This is a genomic window from Marinobacter sp. (assembly GCF_033722195.1).
Lineage (GTDB): Bacteria > Pseudomonadota > Gammaproteobacteria > Pseudomonadales > Oleiphilaceae > Marinobacter.
In genome coordinates this window covers 1-17639 of the sequence record NZ_JAWVZL010000006.1, presented here as the reverse complement: position 1 = coordinate 17639, position 17639 = coordinate 1, and the positions used below count along the sequence as shown (strand labels likewise).

General features: G+C 63.9%; 18 protein-coding genes. 7 read left to right on the top strand and 11 right to left on the bottom strand.

Annotation, left to right across the window (positions count from 1 at the left end; translation table 11 throughout):
* Positions 1-51: 51 nt before the first annotated feature.
* The 7 genes from ispC to rpsB all read right to left on the bottom strand — a co-directional run bounded on the left by ispC (position 52) and on the right by rpsB (position 6413).
* A complete protein-coding gene (gene ispC, locus R3280_RS02255) occupies positions 52-1233 on the bottom strand; it encodes a 1-deoxy-D-xylulose-5-phosphate reductoisomerase (RefSeq protein WP_318996953.1) in 1182 nt (393 codons plus the stop codon).
* The gene (locus R3280_RS02250) at positions 1230-2069 is read right to left on the bottom strand and encodes a phosphatidate cytidylyltransferase (RefSeq protein ID WP_318996952.1); all 840 of its coding nucleotides are present in this window, start codon (positions 2067-2069) and stop codon (positions 1230-1232) included. The genes ispC and R3280_RS02250 overlap by 4 nt, the downstream gene beginning before the upstream one ends.
* A 22-nt stretch (positions 2070-2091) precedes the next feature.
* Positions 2092-2877: a polyprenyl diphosphate synthase gene (gene uppS / locus R3280_RS02245; protein ID WP_318996951.1), complete on the bottom strand. Its 786-nt coding sequence runs from the start codon at positions 2875-2877 to the stop codon at positions 2092-2094.
* A 61-nt stretch (positions 2878-2938) separates the two neighbouring features.
* Positions 2939-3496 (bottom strand): ribosome recycling factor, encoded by a 558-nt coding sequence (gene frr, locus R3280_RS02240; protein WP_318996950.1) that lies wholly within the window; start codon positions 3494-3496, stop codon positions 2939-2941.
* A gap of 51 nt (positions 3497-3547) precedes the next feature.
* Entirely contained in the window at positions 3548-4315 is a 768-nt protein-coding gene (gene pyrH, locus R3280_RS02235; RefSeq protein WP_318996949.1) for a UMP kinase, read from the bottom strand.
* 272 nt (positions 4316-4587) lie between these two features.
* Positions 4588-5457, bottom strand: a complete 870-nt coding sequence (gene tsf / locus R3280_RS02230; protein ID WP_318996948.1) for a translation elongation factor Ts — start codon at positions 5455-5457, stop codon at positions 4588-4590.
* 209 nt (positions 5458-5666) lie between these two features.
* Positions 5667-6413, bottom strand: coding sequence for a 30S ribosomal protein S2 (gene rpsB / locus R3280_RS02225; protein WP_318996947.1), 747 nt, complete (start codon positions 6411-6413; stop codon positions 5667-5669).
* Positions 6414-6753: 340 nt separating this feature from the next.
* Here rpsB and map point away from each other — a divergent pair, with 340 nt between their 5' ends.
* From map to dapE, 6 genes are all read left to right on the top strand, one after another.
* Positions 6754-7524 (top strand): type I methionyl aminopeptidase, encoded by a 771-nt coding sequence (gene map / locus R3280_RS02220; RefSeq protein ID WP_318996946.1) that lies wholly within the window; start codon positions 6754-6756, stop codon positions 7522-7524.
* On the top strand, positions 7525-10170 hold the full coding sequence (locus tag R3280_RS02215) for a [protein-PII] uridylyltransferase (protein WP_318996945.1): 2646 nt from the start codon (positions 7525-7527) through the stop codon (positions 10168-10170).
* Complete coding sequence (gene dapC / locus R3280_RS02210; RefSeq protein WP_318996944.1) at positions 10167-11363, top strand: succinyldiaminopimelate transaminase; 1197 nt, start codon at positions 10167-10169, stop codon at positions 11361-11363. The genes R3280_RS02215 and dapC overlap by 4 nt, the downstream gene beginning before the upstream one ends.
* A 37-nt stretch (positions 11364-11400) precedes the next feature.
* Positions 11401-11742: an ArsC family reductase gene (locus R3280_RS02205; protein WP_318997001.1), complete on the top strand. Its 342-nt coding sequence runs from the start codon at positions 11401-11403 to the stop codon at positions 11740-11742.
* 45 nt (positions 11743-11787) lie between these two features.
* On the top strand, positions 11788-12750 hold the full coding sequence (locus R3280_RS02200) for a DapH/DapD/GlmU-related protein (protein ID WP_318996943.1): 963 nt from the start codon (positions 11788-11790) through the stop codon (positions 12748-12750).
* Positions 12751-12981: 231 nt separating this feature from the next.
* On the top strand, positions 12982-14112 hold the full coding sequence (gene dapE, locus R3280_RS02195) for a succinyl-diaminopimelate desuccinylase (RefSeq protein WP_318996942.1): 1131 nt from the start codon (positions 12982-12984) through the stop codon (positions 14110-14112).
* 3 nt (positions 14113-14115) lie between these two features.
* On the opposite strand, the gene R3280_RS02190 is transcribed toward dapE, so the two are convergent.
* Entirely contained in the window at positions 14116-14334 is a 219-nt protein-coding gene (locus R3280_RS02190; RefSeq protein ID WP_318996941.1) for a SlyX family protein, read from the bottom strand.
* A 276-nt stretch (positions 14335-14610) separates the two neighbouring features.
* Here R3280_RS02190 and R3280_RS02185 point away from each other — a divergent pair, with 276 nt between their 5' ends.
* The gene (locus R3280_RS02185) at positions 14611-15180 is read left to right on the top strand and encodes a cold shock domain-containing protein (RefSeq protein ID WP_318996940.1); all 570 of its coding nucleotides are present in this window, start codon (positions 14611-14613) and stop codon (positions 15178-15180) included.
* Positions 15181-15220: 40 nt separating this feature from the next.
* Here the strand turns inward: R3280_RS02185 and R3280_RS02180 are convergent, their stop codons facing one another.
* The 3 genes from R3280_RS02180 to R3280_RS02170 form a co-directional block, all read right to left on the bottom strand.
* Positions 15221-15598: a hypothetical protein gene (locus tag R3280_RS02180; protein WP_318996939.1), complete on the bottom strand. Its 378-nt coding sequence runs from the start codon at positions 15596-15598 to the stop codon at positions 15221-15223.
* Positions 15599-15631: 33 nt separating this feature from the next.
* Entirely contained in the window at positions 15632-16981 is a 1350-nt protein-coding gene (locus R3280_RS02175; protein ID WP_318996938.1) for a hypothetical protein, read from the bottom strand.
* Positions 16982-17066: 85 nt separating this feature from the next.
* Positions 17067-17639, bottom strand: a 573-nt coding sequence (locus R3280_RS02170; RefSeq protein ID WP_318996937.1) for a cupin domain-containing protein, incomplete at its 5' end; no start/stop codon positions are given.

The following is a 17639-nucleotide window of genomic DNA, read 5'->3' as shown; positions in this document are numbered from 1 at the left end:
TCGGGTGGAGGCCGGCCATGGTGGACGGCCGGCGACTTGGCGCTGAAACGTTCAGACAGGCAGCCGGGCTATCTGTTCCCGGGCCACCTGACGCGCCGCCCGATCCTGGGCGAAAATGGTGTCAAAACTGTCCGCCGGCAGGACCGGTAGCTCTGCCAGTGTGCGCTCTATGATAGCGGGGATATCGGCAAAACACAGCGCCCGGTCCAGAAACGCCGCCACTGCCACCTCGTTGGCGGCGTTGAGTACCGCCGGCGCGGTGCCGCCGGCGCGATAGGCTTCCGCCGCCAGCCGCAGGCAGGGGAAGCGTTCCAGGTCCGGGCGCTCGAAATGGAAGCGGCCAATGGCGAACAGATCCAGCGGCGGTACGCCGGCATCGATGCGCTCCGGCCAGGCCAGCCCGTTGGCGATGGGGGTTCGCATATCCGGGCTGCCGAGCTGGGCCAGCACCGAGCCGTCCACATACTCCACCATCGAGTGGATGATGCTCTCCGGATGCACATGCACCTCCACCTGCTCCGGCCGGGCGTTGAACAGCCAGCAGGCTTCGATCAGCTCCAGGCCCTTGTTCATCAGGGTGGCGGAATCCACCGAAATCTTCTGCCCCATGGACCAGTTGGGATGCTTGCAGGCCTGGGCCGGCGACACCGTCCGCAAGGCCTCGGCGGTGTGATTGCGGAAGGGCCCACCGGAAGCGGTCAGCAGGATCCGCCGGACGCCATCCACTCCCAAATCCCGGTTCCGGGCCACCGGCAGGCACTGGAAGATGGCGTTGTGTTCGCTGTCGATGGGCAGCAGTTCGGCACCGGATTCGCTGACCGCGTCCATGAACAGCTGGCCGGACATCACCAGGGCTTCCTTGTTGGCGAGCAATACCCGCTTGCCGGAACGAACCGCCGCCAGGGTGGGCGGCAGCCCGGCGCCGCCGACAATGGCGGCCATAACCGTATCGGTATCCGGCGCCTCGGCAACCTGGCACAGGCCCTGCTCCCCCGCCAACACCTCAGTTTCCGTGTTCTGGCCGAGTGCCTGTACCAGCGCCTCGGCGCTCCGGCTGTCCGCCATCACCGCCACCCGGGGCCGGAACTCCCGGCACAGGCGGGCCATCTCATCGACATTGGTATTGGCGGTCAGGGCATGCAGGGCAAACCGGTCCGGATGACGGCGCACCACATCCAGGGTACTCAGACCGATGGAGCCGGTGGCGCCAAGGATGGTGACCTGGCGTTTCACAGCGCACCCGCCCGCAACCACCCCAGCAGGGTCACCAGCAGCGCGAACACCGGAATGGCGGCGGTGAGACTGTCGATGCGGTCAAGGATACCGCCATGGCCCGGCAGCAGCTGGCTGCTGTCCTTGATACCGCGGTGGCGCTTGAACATGGATTCCAGCAGATCCCCCAGTACCGACACCAGCCCGGTGAACAGGCTGACGATCACCAGCAGCAGGGTCTGGGCCGGACTGGCGCCCACCAGCAGGCTGGCCACAATCGCCAGTACCGCCACCGCCACCTGACCGCCCCAGACGCCGGCCCAGGATTTACCCGGGCTGACCCTCGGGGCCAGCTTTGCCTTGCCGAAGGCACGGCCGGCGAAATAGGCGCCGATGTCGGCCACCCAGACAATGAAGAACACGTAGAGAATGAACAGCAGGCCGGTGCTGACCTGGCCGAACTCGACCACGCCGGTACGCAGGTGGTTCAGGCCCACCCACGCCGGCACCAGCACCAGCAGCCCCAGCAATGCCCGCACCGGCACCGTCCGCCAGTGTTCGGAGAGCCCGGGGTAGGACCGCACCAGCACCAGGCACACCAGCCACCAGAGCAGCGCCAGCCAGAGCACGCTGAGGGCATGAACCTGCCACAGCGCGAAAAGGATCAACGCCATGACCGCGGCGTAGGCGCAACGGGCCGCCTGGGACGTCATGCCCGCCATGTTGGCCCACTCCCAGCCGCCGATGGCGATGATGATGCCTGTGAAGACGGCGAACCCGACCGGCGGCAGGAAAAAGATACCACCCACGGCGATGGGGGCGAGAATCAAGGCTGTGATGATGCGGGTCTTGAGCACAGGGCGATTCGCTCTATTGTCGTTATTCTGAAACGGCCTGACTGGCAATCTGGTCGTCGGTCTGACCGAAGCGGCGCTTGCGGCCCGCGTAGGCCTTCAGGGCCTCACGCATCTGCTCTTCGCGGAAATCAGGCCAGTATACCGGGGAGAAGTACAGTTCCGTGTAGGCCAGGTGCCAGAGCAGGAAATTGCTGATGCGCTGCTCCCCGGCGGTGCGGATCATCAGGTCCGGCATGGGCAGATCGCCGATGGACAGGTGCGCGGTCAGGGTCTCGTCGGTGATGTCGGAGGGGGTCAGCTCCCCGGCCTGGACCCGCCGCGCCAGCTGGCGGGTGGCCTGGGTAATGTCCCACTGCCCGCCATAGTTGGCAGCGATCACCAAGGTCATCTGGCTGTTGTGCCGGGTCATCTCTTCCGCCCGGGCCATGTGCTCCTGCAGGGTTTCGCTGAACGCGGAACGGTCACCGATGATGCGCAGGCGGATGTTGTTGCGATGGAGTTTCTTGACCTCCCGCTCCAGGGCGAACAGGAACAGCCGCATCAGGGCGGACACCTCATCCGCGGGCCGGCGCCAGTTCTCGCTGGAGAAGGCAAACAGGGTGAGCACTTCCACGCCTTCCCGGGCGCAGGTTTCCACCACCGACTTGACCGCGTTGACGCCGGCCTTGTGGCCTGCCACGCCAGTCAGCCGATGCGCCTTGGCCCAACGGTTGTTGCCGTCCATGATGATTGCCACATGCCGTGGGCGCGAGCCGGCGGCAAGGGGCACTCCCGCGGCCGGTTTCCCGGCTGAAACACTTTCCGTCATGCCATCCCCTGATCGGCCGGTACCCATGGCCCGGCCGACTGTTGTTGATATGTCAGGCGGGTCAGACCTCCATCAGGTCCTCTTCCTTGGCCTTGAGCATCTTGTCCACTTCGGCGATGTACTTGTCGGTCAGCTTCTGGACCTCTTCCTGGCCACGACGCTCCTCGTCCTCGCTGATTTCCTTCTCTTTCAGCAGTTCCTTGAGGTCGTTGTTGGCGTCACGGCGGGCGTTGCGAATGGACACCCGGCCGTGTTCGGCATCAGCCCTGGCCTGCTTGACCATGTTGCGACGGGTTTCCTCGGTCAGCATGGGCATGGGCACACGGATCACATCGCCAGAGGACGAGGGGTTCAGGCCCAGGTCCGCCATCATGATGGCTTTTTCCACGGTCGGGCTCATGCTTTTCTCGTAGGGGGCAACCACCAGGGTGCGGTTGTCTTCCACGTTGACGCTGGCCACCTGCTTGAGCGGTGTTTCCTGACCGTAGTAGCTGACCATCACGCTGTCGAGAATCGACGGGTGGGCACGGCCGGTCCGGATCTTGTTGAAGGCGCCCTTGAGGGCCTCCAGACTTTTCTGCATGCGGTTTTCAGCGTCGGACTTAATCTCGTTAATCACGTCTCTATCCTCAAATCGTTATCCGGGCGGCCCGCGGGCGCCCGTCGAGTGTTAGGCGATTGCGCTGGGCTCGATTTCCGGGTTGTCACCGGCCTCGATCAGGGTGCCTTCATTCTCACCCACGACAATGCGGGTCAGCACACCGGGTTTGCTCATGTTGAATACCCGTACCGGCATGCCCTGGTCACGGCAAAGGCAGATGGCGGTCAGGTCCATCACGCCCAGCTTCTTGTCCAGGACCTCGTCGTAGGTGAGGCGCTCGTACTTCTCGGCGGTGGGATCCAGGACCGGGTCGGCAGAGTATACACCGTCCACCTTGGTGGCTTTGAGAACCGCGTCGGCCTCGATCTCGATGCCCCGCAGACAGGCGGCGGAGTCGGTGGTGAAGAAGGGATTGCCGGTGCCGGCGCAGAAGATCACCACGTCCCCGTCCTTCAGGTCCCGCAGGGCTCGGCGACGGTCGTAATGCTCCACAACGCCACTCATGGGAATGGCCGACATCACCCGGGTCCGGATGTTGGAGCGCTCCAGGGCGTCCCGCATGGCCAGGCCGTTCATCACGGTGGCCAGCATGCCCATGTGGTCACCGGTTACCCGGTCCATGCCGGCGGCGTTAAGGGCCGCGCCCCGGAAAAGGTTGCCGCCGCCGATGACCAGGCCCACCTGGACGCCGATGCCGATCAGGGCGCCGATCTCCAGTGCCATGCGGTCCAGTACCTTGGGGTCAATACCGAAATCGTGCTCCCCCATCAGCGCTTCACCACTGAGTTTGAGCAACACACGTTTATATCTGGGCTGGGTACTGGAAGATTTCGGCATGGTGATGGGTCCCCTCTTACGGTGTCAGCCAGGATGATGGAATCCTGGCCTGATGGCTCAGCGGGCTGGCCGGACGGTAACCGCTGTCACCGCTGGGCCGGGCCTGTATCTGACATGGCCCTCGCCCGACGGGGACAAAAAAGGCCATCTCAGATACAAGCCAGCCACGGCAGCCGGGTAACCCGACCGACGTGGCGGACTTGGCGGCGCTTTTACCGGTCGCAGGGAGCAAGCCCCTCCGCGGCCGGTGCAAGCGCCTCAGGACGGAGGGATCAGGACTTGCCGGTACCGGCGGCGGCAGCCACTTCGGCCGCGAAGTCCACTTCCTCACGCTCGATGCCCTCACCCACTTCCAGGCGCACGAATCCGGCCAGGTCAGCACCTTCGGCCTTGATCAGCGCACCAACGGTCTGGTCCGGGTTCTTGACGAAAGGCTGGTCCCACAGGCTGTTTTCCTTGAGGAACTTGTTGATGCGGCCAGTGGTCATCTTTTCGACGATTTCCGCCGGCTTGCCTTCCATGTCGGGCTGGGCGCGGATGATCTCACGCTCCTTCTCGACTTCCTCGGCCGGCATGTTCTCGGCCTTGCCAACCCGCGGGTTGACGGCGGCCACGTGCATGGCCACGTCGCGGGCCAGCTCGGCGCTGCCACCGGTCAGAGCCACAACAGAGGCGATCTTGTTGGTGTTGTGCACGTAACCGTCCACAACCGCGCCTTCGACACGTACCAGGCGGCGCACGGTGATGTTTTCACCGATCTTCTGGACCAGCGCCTCACGCTTGCTTTCCAGCTCGCCGGCCATCAGTTTGGCAACGTCGGTCTCGTCGTTGTTGAAGGCCACTTCCAGCACTTCGCGGGCGAAGTTGAGGAAGTTGTCGTCGCGGGCAACGAAATCGGTCTCGGAGTTCACTTCCAGGATCAGGGCGCGGGTGTGCTCGCTGTTGACCTTGACCAGGGAAACACCCTCGGCGGCGGTCCGGCCGGCCTTCTTGGCGGCCTTCAGGCCGGATGACTTGCGCAGCTCTTCGATTGCCGCGTCGACGTCGCCACCGGCTTCAACCAGTGCCTTCTTGCACTCCATCATGCCAAGACCGGTGCGCTCACGCAGTTCCTTGACCATTGCAGCGGTAATTGCAGCCATGTTCAATCCTCTCGTTATCACGAATCTGGGATCGATGCCGGCTCAGGCCGGCACCGTATTCAATTCAGTCGCCGGGACATCAGGTCCCGTCATGCATCGCCGTCGGCCACTTAAAGAAACGGGGACCGGAAGCGCACTCCGCAGTCCCCTTCTCCCGGCCGGACACACTGAAACAACCCTGTGTGTCTACGGCGGTTACGCCCCGCCGGTTACTCAGCGGCGGAGGCGCCAGCCACGTCTTCGCTGACTTCCACGAACTCGTCAGCGCCGGCGCCGGAAGTCGCCGCTTCCACGCAGGTGTCGGCCACGGCCTTCACGTAGATCTGGATTGCGCGGATGGCGTCGTCGTTGCCCGGAATCACGTAGTCCACGCCGTCGGGATCGCTGTTGGTATCGACGATGCCGATAACCGGGATGCCCAGCTTGTTGGCTTCCTTGATGGCGATGCGCTCGTGGTCAACGTCGATAACGAACAGGGCATCCGGCAGGCCGCCCATTTCCTTGATACCACCGATGCTGCGCTCCAGCTTTTCCATTTCGCGGGTGCGCTCCAGGGCTTCCTTCTTGGTCAGCTTGTCGAAGGTACCGTCCTGGCTCTGGGTTTCCAGGTCACGGAAGCGACGGATGGACTGGCGGATGGTCTTGTAGTTGGTCAGCATACCGCCCAACCAGCGATGGTTGACGTAAGGCTGGCCGGCACGCTCGGCTTCTTCCTTGACGATCTTGGCGGCGGCGCGCTTGGTGCCGACGAACAGGACCTTGTTCTTGTTCTCTGCCAGCTTCTGTACGAAGTTCAGGGCTTCGTTGAAGGCAGGAACCGTCTGCTCAAGGTTGATGATATGAATCTTGTTGCGGGCGCCGAAAATGTACTTGGACATTTTCGGGTTCCAGTAACGGGTCTGGTGACCGAAGTGTGCACCTGCCTTGAGCAGGTCGCGCATGTTTACCTGAGCCATGATGATTACCTTTTTAGCTTCGGGTTAGTCCTCCACACGTCCAATTGCCCCAACCTGTCTGAACAGGCACCCTGGGACAACGTGTCGACGCGTGTGCGAATTTGCCTGGAAAAGCCCGGGGCTGAGAGCCCGGATCACTTTCCGGCGGCGCGTTTATACCATAAACGGGCGCGCAAAAGCCACCGGTTTTGGTTCCGCGGTCTGTCATTATAACCGGCCGGGCGCTGCGACATAAGCGCCGGCGTAGAGCCGCTCTATATCAGTGATAGCAGCGGCATTCTTGTACCTGTGGCGCCAGCTCCCTAAAATAGGGGCTTGATCCAAATCAACGGGAATCCCAATGCAGGTAACCATTAAAACGCCGGAAGAAATCGAGAAAATGCGCGTTGCCGGCCGGCTGGCCGCCGAGGTGCTCGAGATGATCGGCGATTACGTCAAGCCCGGCGTCACCACCGAGGAGCTAGACCGTATCTGTCACGACTACATCGTCAACGAACAGAAGGCCATTCCCGCGCCGCTGAACTACAAGGGATTCCCCAAGTCCATCTGCACCTCCGTCAACCACGTCATCTGCCACGGCATTCCGTCCGAGAAGAAGGTGCTCAAGAACGGCGACATCGTCAACATCGACATCACCGTCATCAAGGATGAGTACCACGGCGACACCAGCAAGATGTTCTTTGTGGGCGAACCCAAGATTGCCGCCGAACGCCTGGTGCGCATCACCCAGGAGTGCCTCTATAAAGGCATCGAGCTGGTGCGCCCCGGCGCCCGGCTGGGGGATATCGGCCACGTGATCCAGCAGCACGCCGAAAAGAACCGCTACTCGGTGGTGCGGGAGTACTGTGGCCACGGCATCGGCCGGGTATTCCACGAGGAGCCCCAGGTCATGCACTACGGCAAACCCGGCACCGGCATGGAGCTCAAGGAAGGCATGACCTTCACCATCGAGCCGATGATCAACCAGGGCAAGAAGGAGTGCAAACTGCTGCCGGACGACTGGACGGTGGTCACCAAGGACCACAAGCTCAGCGCCCAGTGGGAGCACACCATCCTGGTGACCGCCGATGGTTACGAAGTGCTCACCAAACGTTCGGAAGAGACCTTTTAGGTGACAGCAGCCGTCCTGGAATCCCGCATCAGCAGTGAAGCTTCACCGGTAGCTCCCGCCAGGGAATTGCTGAAGACGGCCTATAACGCCGATGCCCAGGCCTTCCAGGACGGCGCCGATGTCCGCCAGCTGGTGCGCTCCCGGGCCGAGACCGTCGACCAGGTACTGCGGCTGATCTGGAACCGCTACCCCTTCTCGGCGTCCGGCGACATCGCCCTGGTGGCTGTCGGCGGCTATGGCCGCGGCGAGCTCCATCCCCACTCGGACATCGACCTGCTGGTGCTCACCCGGGACGGGGTGCAGGAAGCCTGGCAGGAGGACCTGGGCAGCTTCGTGACCCTGCTGTGGGACCTGCGGCTGGATATCGGCCACAGCGTTCGCAGCATCGAAGAGAGCAAGGCCGCCGCCCGCGACGACGTCACCATCCTCACCAATCTGCTGGAGACCCGCACCATCGTCGGGCCCGACGACCTGCGGGCGACCCTGAGCGAGGCGGTCTATTCCGACGATGTCAGTAGCGACAGAGACTACTTCATCGCCAAGCGGGACGAGCAGAAGCGGCGCCACCAGAAATACGGCGACACCGAATACAACCTGGAGCCCAACGTCAAGGGCTCCCCAGGCGGCCTGCGGGACATCCAGACCATCGGCTGGATCACCAAGCGCCACTTTGGCCTGCAGAGCGTGGCCGACCTGACCCGCTTCAGCATCCTGACCGAAGAGGAATACCAGATCCTGCTGGACGGCGAGACCTTCCTCTGGCGCCTGCGCTATGGCCTTCAGCTCATCGCCAAGCGCAGTGAAAACCGCCTGCTGTTCGACCACCAGCGTACCCTGGCCCGCATGCTGGGCTACAAGGACGAGGGCAAACGCCTGGGGGTGGAGCTGATGATGCAGGTCTACTACCGCACCGTGCTGGCGCTGGCGGAGCTGACCGACGTCATCCTGCAGTATTACGATGAGGCCATCCTGGACAGCGACGGCAAGGAAGACATCCAGCCGCTGAACAAGCGCTTCCAGATCCGCAACCAGTACATCGAAGCCATCAACAACCAGGTCTTCGCCTACGCCCCCTACGCCATCATGGAGATCTTCGTGCTGATGGCGCAGCATCCGGAGATCAAGGGTATCCGGGCCACCACCATCCGCTCGCTGCGGGCCCACCGTCACCTGATCGACGACGCCTTCCGCCACGACCTGGCGGTGACTTCGCTGTTCATGGAGCTGCTGAAGACGCCCCACGCCCTGGACCAGACCCTCTCCCACATGAAGAAGTACAACGTGCTGGGGCGTTACCTGCCGGAATTCGGCCAGATCATCGGCCAGATGCAGCATGATCTGTTCCACATCTATACCGTGGATGCCCATACCCTGCGGGTGATCCGCAACATGGTGCGGCTGACCAGCGTCGAGGCCCGCACCGAATACCCGCTGGCCTCCCGGCTGATCCACCGGCTGCCCAAGCTCGAAGTGCTCTACATCGCCGGCATCTTCCACGATGTGGCCAAGGGCCGCGGCGGTGACCATTCCGAACTGGGCGCCATCGACGCCGAGAACTTCTGCCGCAGCCATCACCTGAGCGAGCGCGACACCAAGCTGATTTCCTGGCTGGTTGAGAACCACCTGCTGATGTCCATGACCGCCCAGCGCAAGGACATCTCCGACCCGGACATCATTCACGGCTTTGCCCGCGCGGTGCCCAGCCAGGTCCACCTGGACTACCTCTACGTGATGACGGTGTGCGACATCAGCGCCACCAACCCCAAGCTCTGGAACACCTGGCGCGCGTCCCTGCTGCGCCAGCTGTATATCGAGGCCAAGCGGGCACTACGCCGGGGCACCGACAACCCGGTGGACCGCAACGAGTGGGTGCGGGCCACCCAGTCCGAGGCCCGGGAGATCCTGCACGCCCAGAACATGAGCGACGAGCAGATCGACCGGGTCTGGGAAACCCTGGACGAGGAATACTTCCTGCAGGACTCCACCGTGGACATTGCCTGGCAGACCGCCGCCATCATCCGCCACGGCAACAACCCGGATCCGCTGGTGCTGATGCGGGACACCCGCGGCGGCCCCAGTGACGGCTACACCCAGATCATCATCTACATGAAGGATCGGGTCGCCCTGTTTGCCGCCACCACGGCGGTGCTGGAACAGCTCAACCTGAACATCGTCGATGCCCGCATCAGCACCAGCGACGGCCCCTATTCCATCAGCGCCTACGTGGTGCTGGACGAGCAGGGCAAGCCCCTGGGCAAGGATCCGGCCCGCCGCGACCGGGTGCGCAACCGCCTGGTGGAGGAACTGGACGACCCCGAGGACTACCCGGACATCATCCACCGGCGCACGCCCCGGCAGCTGAAGCACTTCGCCTTCCCGACCGAAGTGACCTTCTCCAACGACACCATCAACCAGCGCACGGTGATGGAAGTGATCACTCCGGACCGCCCGGGCTTGCTGGCCCGGGTCGGCCAGGTGCTGCTGGAACACCGCGTCCGCCTGACCACCGCCAAGATCGCCACCCTGGGCGAACGGGTGGAAGACGTCTTCTTCATTACCGACGAGCAGGGCGAGCCGCTGCGGGACCCGAAGGTGTGCCAGGCGCTGCAGGACGATTTATGCAAAATGCTGGACGACACCCGATGAATCCCAATCTTTCCCGGCTCCACCCCTACCCGTTCGAGAAGCTCACCAAACTCAAGGCCGGCGTTCAGCCCCCGGCGGGGCTGAGCTCCAGTGCGCTGTCCATCGGTGAGCCCAAGCACGAATCCCCGGCCTTCGTGAAAGAGGTGATTGCCGCCAACCTGGACCGGCTGGCCAACTACCCCACCACCAAGGGCATGGATGAGCTGCGGGAGGCTATTGCCGCCTGGGCAACCAGGCGCTTCGAGCTGGCCCCGGGCAGCCTGACCGCCGGCAACCACGTGGTGCCGGTCAACGGCACCCGGGAAGCCATTTTCTCGCTGGTGCAGGCAGTGGTGGACAACACCCGGCCGGCCAGGGTGGTCAGCCCCAATCCGTTCTACCAGATCTACGAGGGTGCGGCCCTGCTGGCCGGCGCCACACCCCACTACGTGGCCTGCGATGCCGGTAACGGCTTCATTCCGGATTTCGATCAGGTTCCCGCCGAGGTTTGGCGCGACACCCAGGTGCTGTTCCTGTGCTCCCCCGGCAACCCCAGCGGCGCGGTGATTCCGCGCCAGACCCTGGCCCGGGTGATCGAGCTGGCGGACGAACACGATTTCATCATCTGCTCGGACGAATGCTATTCCGAGCTCTACCCGCAAGAGGGCCAGGCCCCCGAAGGCCTGCTGCAGACCTGCGCCGCCATTGGCCGCGACGATTTCGCCCGCTGCGTGGTGTTCCACAGCCTGTCCAAACGCAGCAACCTGCCGGGCCTGCGCTCCGGTTTTGTCGCCGGTGATGCCGCCATCCTGCGGGACTACCTGCGCTACCGGACCTACCACGGCTCCGCCATGCCCATCCAGCACCAGGTGGCCAGCATCGCCGCCTGGCAGGACGAAAGCCACGTAACGGAGAACCGGGCCGCCTACCGCGCCAAGTTCGAGGCAGTGGTGCCCATCCTGCGCCAGGTGATGGAAGTGGACTTCCCGGACGCCGGCTTCTACCTCTGGCCGCGGACGCCGGTGGACGACGAAACCTTCGCCCGGGAACTGTCCGCACGGCAGAACGTGCACGTGCTGCCCGGCCGCTACCTGTCCCGCACCGTGGACGGCTATAACCCCGGCGAGCACCGCGTGCGCATGGCCCTGGTGGCCCCACTGGCGGACTGCATCGAGGGCGCCGAACGCATCGTGCGATTCGTGCGCTCACTCTGACACCCAAACGATTCGAACCGAGATTGAAGCACCCGTGATGAAACTCTACGGCATCAAGAACTGCGACACCGTCAAGAAAGCCCGGAAATGGCTGGACGACGCCGGTATCGCCTACGACTTCCATGATTTCAAGAAAGACGGCCTGGACCCGGAACTGCTGGCCCGCTGGGAAACCGCTGCCGGCTGGGAGACCCTGCTGAACCGCCGCGGCACCACCTGGCGTAAACTGCCCGACGAGGTTCGTGATAACATAGACAGCCTCAGCGCCCACGAGCTGATGCTGGCCAACCCGTCCATCATCAAGCGGCCGGTTGTGGAGCATCAGGGTGAGGTCAGTGTCGGTTTCAGTGCCGAGGACTGGCAACGCCGTTTTTCCTGAGTTTCCGCCTTTGATTTTCCATTTCAGACAGGAGCAACCCCCACAATGAGTTTTGCATTCGGAATCGGTATCGGCACCCAGAACAACCAGGGCGAATGGCTGGAGGTCTTCTACCAGCACCCGGTGTACATGCCCGAAGCAAAACTGGTGGAGATTGCCGGCAACGCCCTGGACTACCGCAGCGGCAACCAGGCCATCGCGGCCACTCCCAAGCAGCTGGAAGCCCTGGCGGAGGGCTTTGGCCAGGCCGGCTTCAGTGAGCAGGCCAACCTGGCAGTACGGGCCGCCAGCAGCACCCGCCCGGTGGTGGTCACCCTGCTTGAGACCGACGACACCGCCGCCACCACGCCGGAGGTCTATCTCAAGCTGCACCTGATTTCACACCGCTACGTGAAGCCCCATGGGCTCAAGCTGGATGGCATCTTCGGTTTGCTGCCCAACCTGGCCTGGACCAACGAAGGCGCCATCGACCTGAACGAGCTGTCCGAGCGCCAGCTCCGGGCCCGTCTTGAAGGCCGCCTGCTGGAAGTGAAGTCGGTGGACAAGTTCCCCCAGATGACCGATTACGTGGTGCCCAAAGGTGTGCGCATCGCCGACACCGCACGGGTCCGCCTCGGCGCCTACGTAGGCGAAGGCACCACCGTCATGCATGAGGGCTTCATCAACTTCAACGCCGGTACCGAAGGCAAGAGCATGATCGAGGGCCGCATCTCCGCCGGCGTGATCGTCGGTGAAGGCTCCGACCTCGGCGGTGGCTGCTCCACCATGGGCACCCTCTCCGGCGGCGGCAACATCATCATCTCGGTGGGCAAGAACTGCCTGATCGGTGCCAACTCCGGCATCGGCATTCCGCTCGGGGACCGCTGCACCGTGGAGGCCGGCCTCTACATCACCGCCGCCACCAAGACCGACCTGCTGTTCCGCCGCAACAGCCAGACCGGCGCCGTGGAGTGCAAGACCAACAAGACCGCCATCGAGCTGAACGAAGAGCTGCACGCCAATAACTGATCGAAAGCTCCCCCTCTCCCCCGGCCCCTCTCCCGCGAGGGGAGAGGGGAGGTAAAAGCCGAAATACCAGGGCATGCGCGCAGCCCCTCGCTTTTGCCGGGAACCCCCATAAAGCGCCTCTCCCTGGCGGGAGCCCCCATGATGCCCCTCTCCCCTGGCGGGAGAGGGGTTGGGGAGAGGGGGGAGGCAGGCAGCACCAAAGCAAAACCAGAACCCGACTAAGGACCGAACATGAAGCTGTCCCCCACCCTGCAGCTCGCGCAGGATCTCATCCGCCGCCCCTCCGTCACCCCGGATGACGCCGGCTGCCAGGATCTGATGATGTCACGCCTGGCTCCCCTTGGTTTTGAGGGCGAAAGCATGCGCTTTGGTGATGTGGACAACCTCTGGGCCCGCAAGGGCAACGAAGGCCCGGTGCTGGCCTTTGCCGGTCATACCGACGTGGTGCCGACCGGGCCGGAGAAGAACTGGTCGCACCCGCCCTTCGAAGCGGGCATCCACGGTGGCTACCTGTTTGGCCGTGGCGCGGCCGACATGAAAGGCAGCCTGGCCGCTTTTGTCACCGCCTGCGAGCGCTTCGTCCAGCGCCACCCGCACCATCGCGGATCCATCGCTCTGCTGATCACCAGCGACGAAGAAGGCCCCGCCCACAGCGGCACCGTGAAAGTGGTGGAAACCCTGGAGGCCCGGGGCGAGAAGATGGACTGGTGCCTGATCGGCGAGCCGTCCAGCACCCATCAGGTGGGGGATGTCATCAAGAATGGCCGCCGGGGTTCCCTCCACGGCTACCTCACGGTCCACGGCATCCAGGGCCATGTCGCCTACCCGCACCTGGCGGAAAACCCGGTGCACCGGGCGGCGCCGGCCCTGACCGCGCTGGCGGCCGAACAGTGGGATCAGGGCAACGAGTTCTTCCCCGCCACCACCTTCCAGGTCACCCGGGTGGAGGCCGGTACCGGCAGCAATGTCATACCCGGCGAGCTGCTGGTGCACTTCAACTTCCGCTACTGCACCGAGAACACCGCCGAGAGCCTGCAGACCCGGGTCCGGGAAATCCTCGATGGCCACGGCCTGCGCTACGACCTGCAGTGGCACCTCAGCGGCGAGCCCTTCCTGACGGCGCGCGGCGCGCTGGTGGAAGCCGCCCAGGACGCCATCCGCTCGGTCACCGGCCGCGACACCGAACTGTCCACCTCCGGCGGTACCTCGGACGGACGCTTCATCGCGCCCACCGGCGCCCAGGTGGTGGAACTGGGCCCCCTCAACGCCACCATCCACAAGATCGACGAGTGCGTCAAAGCCGACGACCTGGACACCCTCTCGGAGATCTACGAGCAGATCCTGGTCAAGCTGCTGGCCTGAGGCTCAGTAATGGGGAGGCGGCGTCTCGTCCTCGTCCCGCTTGATGTTGGACGGTGAGATTTCCGAGAGCTGTTTATTGAGCAGCTGCTTGGCCTCCCACAACTTGCGCAGGTCCAGTTCCTGGCGCGCCACCTGATCGCTCAGGGTGGCGATCAGATCGTCCTGAAAGGCGAGCCGGGTTTCCAGCTCATCCATCCGTGCTTCGAGTTGCTGTGCATTCATGCCGTTGTTGATCCGTTCCTGATTCGTTTAACCCTTTAACCCTTTAACCCTTCGTCAATCCGTCCATGACGACCGTCACAGGCGATTGGGCCGTCACTTTGGTCAGCAAATGGGGTTATCTGGTATCATGCCGCTTTTGCACCGCCAGGGCGTCTTTACAGGTTTGTCGCGGCGGTTTTCATCGACTGGATAGACGGGATATCAGCGTATTGGCATCCATGTTACCCGATATCCGGTTTTTTGTTGTGTTACTGATCAATGGAGAGACTTTCGTCAATGCGTAATCCAGGTAGAGTGATTCTTCTGGCGGTTCTGATTGCTATTCCCGCGCCCTTCATACTGGCCGCCCTGCTGTCGTTGCTGACCCCGGAAGTATTCCAGATTCTCGCCCAGTCCGGACAGAGTGAGCTTGCCAGCAGTCCCAGTTTCATTCTGGGCAGCCCCCAGGGCATCGCCGCCTATATCCTGAGCTTTGTGGTGTTCGGTCTGGTGGGCTTTTTCACCGTGGCACTGGCGCCGCGCTCCGAGCCCCGCGGCCCGAGCCCGGAACCCCGTCAGATCCGGCAGCCCAAGCGTCAGGCCCGCCAGGCTCAGCAGCAGGACGACGAAGAGGACGACTTCGACGAGAGCACCCCTGAGGGTGCGGAAGAAGGCACCGTGAAGTGGTTCAACGTGAAGAAGGGCTTTGGTTTTATCGTCCGTGAAAGCGGCGACGAGGTCTTTGTCCACTTCCGCGCCATCCGAGGCCGTGGCCGCCGGGTCCTCCGCCAGGGTCAACTGGTACGGTTCGATGTGGTGGAGGCCGACAAGGGCCTGCAGGCGGACAACGTCTCCACCCTGGACTGATCACTGACAACGGGCCAGGCTGCCGCTCCGGTGGCCTGGCTCAGTTCCACACCACCTGCTGTTCGCCGCGCTCATCCAGGCGCCACCATTTCTCGTCCTCCACCGGGTCACCTTCCTGCCAGTCGCCGGTGCTGCACCGGATTTCGGTCTCAAGCGCCCGCCAGGCACTGCGGGCACAGTCCAGATCCCCGCCCCAGGGCAGGTTCTCGCCCTCCAGGATCACCGATGTGTAGCGCTTGCCGAACGCGCCCGGGTAGACACTCACCGTGACCGTGTCGCCGCGATAGTGGCCGCGCCCTTTCATGGCTTTGCCGGTGAGCTCGTCGTCCGGCAGTGTCAGGTTGTCCAGCTGCTGCCCCAGCCAGCCGCTCAGCTGACCTGGCTCCAGATCCCGCACGTAAATCTCCAGATCCTGCACCCTGGCCTCTCCTTCTGTTCGCCAAAGGCCGAATCATGCCGAATGCGCCAGCGGAAGGGAAGCGGTGGCGCCCTCACGTTCCCGCTTCAGGTCCTCCACCAGTACACGCCTCTGGTGACCGGCGGCACGGCGTTCGTGCCAGCTCACCTCGGAGGCGGTGCGCTCCAGGCTAACCCTCGCAAGCGCCGCTTCCAGCTCCTGTAGCGGCTCACCCCGGGCCATGGCCACCAGGATCTGCCGCTGTAGGGTATCCACCTCACCAGCCAGCCGCTGGGTCTCGACGGCGCCCTGATCCGCCAGCGTGCTCACCCTGGCCGCTGCCGCCGCGAGCCAGCTGAGGCCCTCTCCCGGCGTCAACTTGGTCAGACCCGCCATGGAACTGGCGTAACGAAGCGCTCCGTCAGCCAGCTCCACACCCCACTGCCGCTCAATTCGCGGCTGGTGGGCGGTCATAATCGCCCGATGCTGGCCCGCTTTGCAGCCGGGCATGGCCAGCCGATGCACGGCACGACCCAGGCGGTGCTCCAGCAATCCGGCGTGTACGCCCTCCTCGGCCTTGCTCAACAGCAGAATGGGTCCGGTGTGGGCCGGCAGCAGGGTTCGGGCCAGGCCCGCCGGATCGGCCATCAGCGTGTTCAGGGCCGCCGGCGAAACGTTATCCAGGATCAGCAGCGGCGCCGGAGCATCGACCCCGTCAGTGCCCGCGACCGGAAACACCGGGACATCCGAGCCCATCACCTCGGCCTCGGCCCGCAGATCCAGTGCCAGGTAGGGAATGGAAAGTGCCGGCACCAGAGTCTGCAACCAGGTGGTCTTACCCGAACCGGACGGACCGGTGAGCCAGAGCAGACCCTTGGGCCGGGCGGCCGCCAGCACCGCCACGTCCTGCGCCAGCTGCAACCAGGACGCCTGGGTGACCACCACCGGCCCGGACGCAGCCGGCGCCGGAGGTCCGGTCAGCTGGAGATCCGCCTCCGGCTGGGGCCAGTTTTCCCCCACCTGTTCCAGCACCGCCACGTAGGCCTTGCCCGCCAGCCGGTCGGCGGAACAGGTCAGGGCCTGCAGCAGCGTGGCCCAGTCGAGCCAGGGAGAAGATGATATCTCCCGACTCAGGGCCAGCCAGTACTGAAGCTGCGACGACAGTAACTGCTCACTGCGGATCTCGGTCACGATGGGCTGTTCGCACTGGATGGTGCGGGTAAGTTCGTCCAGGTCCACGCCACGCTGGCGCAGGAACACCGGCAAGGCGGGCTCCTGGTCGATCAATGCCAGCAGAAAATCTTCGATCGTGATGGCGGCGCCGCCGCGGTCCAGCACCGAACTCCGGGCCTGCTGGAGTGCGGTCTGGCAGCGGGGACTCAGGCATCCTTGCCAGTCTTCCATGGGTCCTTCCTTTGTCAGAGGGCCTTCCGGCAGGCCCTGTGTCTATCGCCACCGCCATCCTGGCAGTGGGGTGTTCGCCGGGTGCTCAGACCCGGTTGTAGGTGTCTTGGAAGCGGACGATGTCGTCCTCCCCCAGGTAGCTGCCGGTCTGCACCTCGATCAGTTCCAGCGGGATCACACCGGGGTTGGTGAGCCGGTGGGTGACCCCGAGCGGGATGTAGGTGGACTGATCTTCGGTCAGCAGCAATTCCTCGTTGCCCCGATTGACCATGGCGGTGCCCCTGACCACCACCCAGTGCTCGGCGCGATGATGGTGCTTCTGCAGGGACAGCGCAGCGCCCGGGTTGACGGTAATGCGCTTGCCCGGGAAGCGGCCGCCCATGGCGATACCCTCGTAGGTGCCCCAGGGCCGGTGCACTTTCTTGTGAAAGCGGTGCTCAAGGCGGCCCTGGGCCTTGACCTGGGCCACCAGCTTCTTGACGTCCTGAACCTTGGAGCGGTCCGCCACCAGCACCACATCGTCGGTTTCCACGATCACATGGTTGCTGACCCCCAGGGCGGCAATCAGCCGGCCCTCGGAGTGAATATAGGAACCGGACACATCCTCGGTGATGACATCGCCGCGGCAGACGTTGCCGTTGGCGTCCTGGGGCTGGAT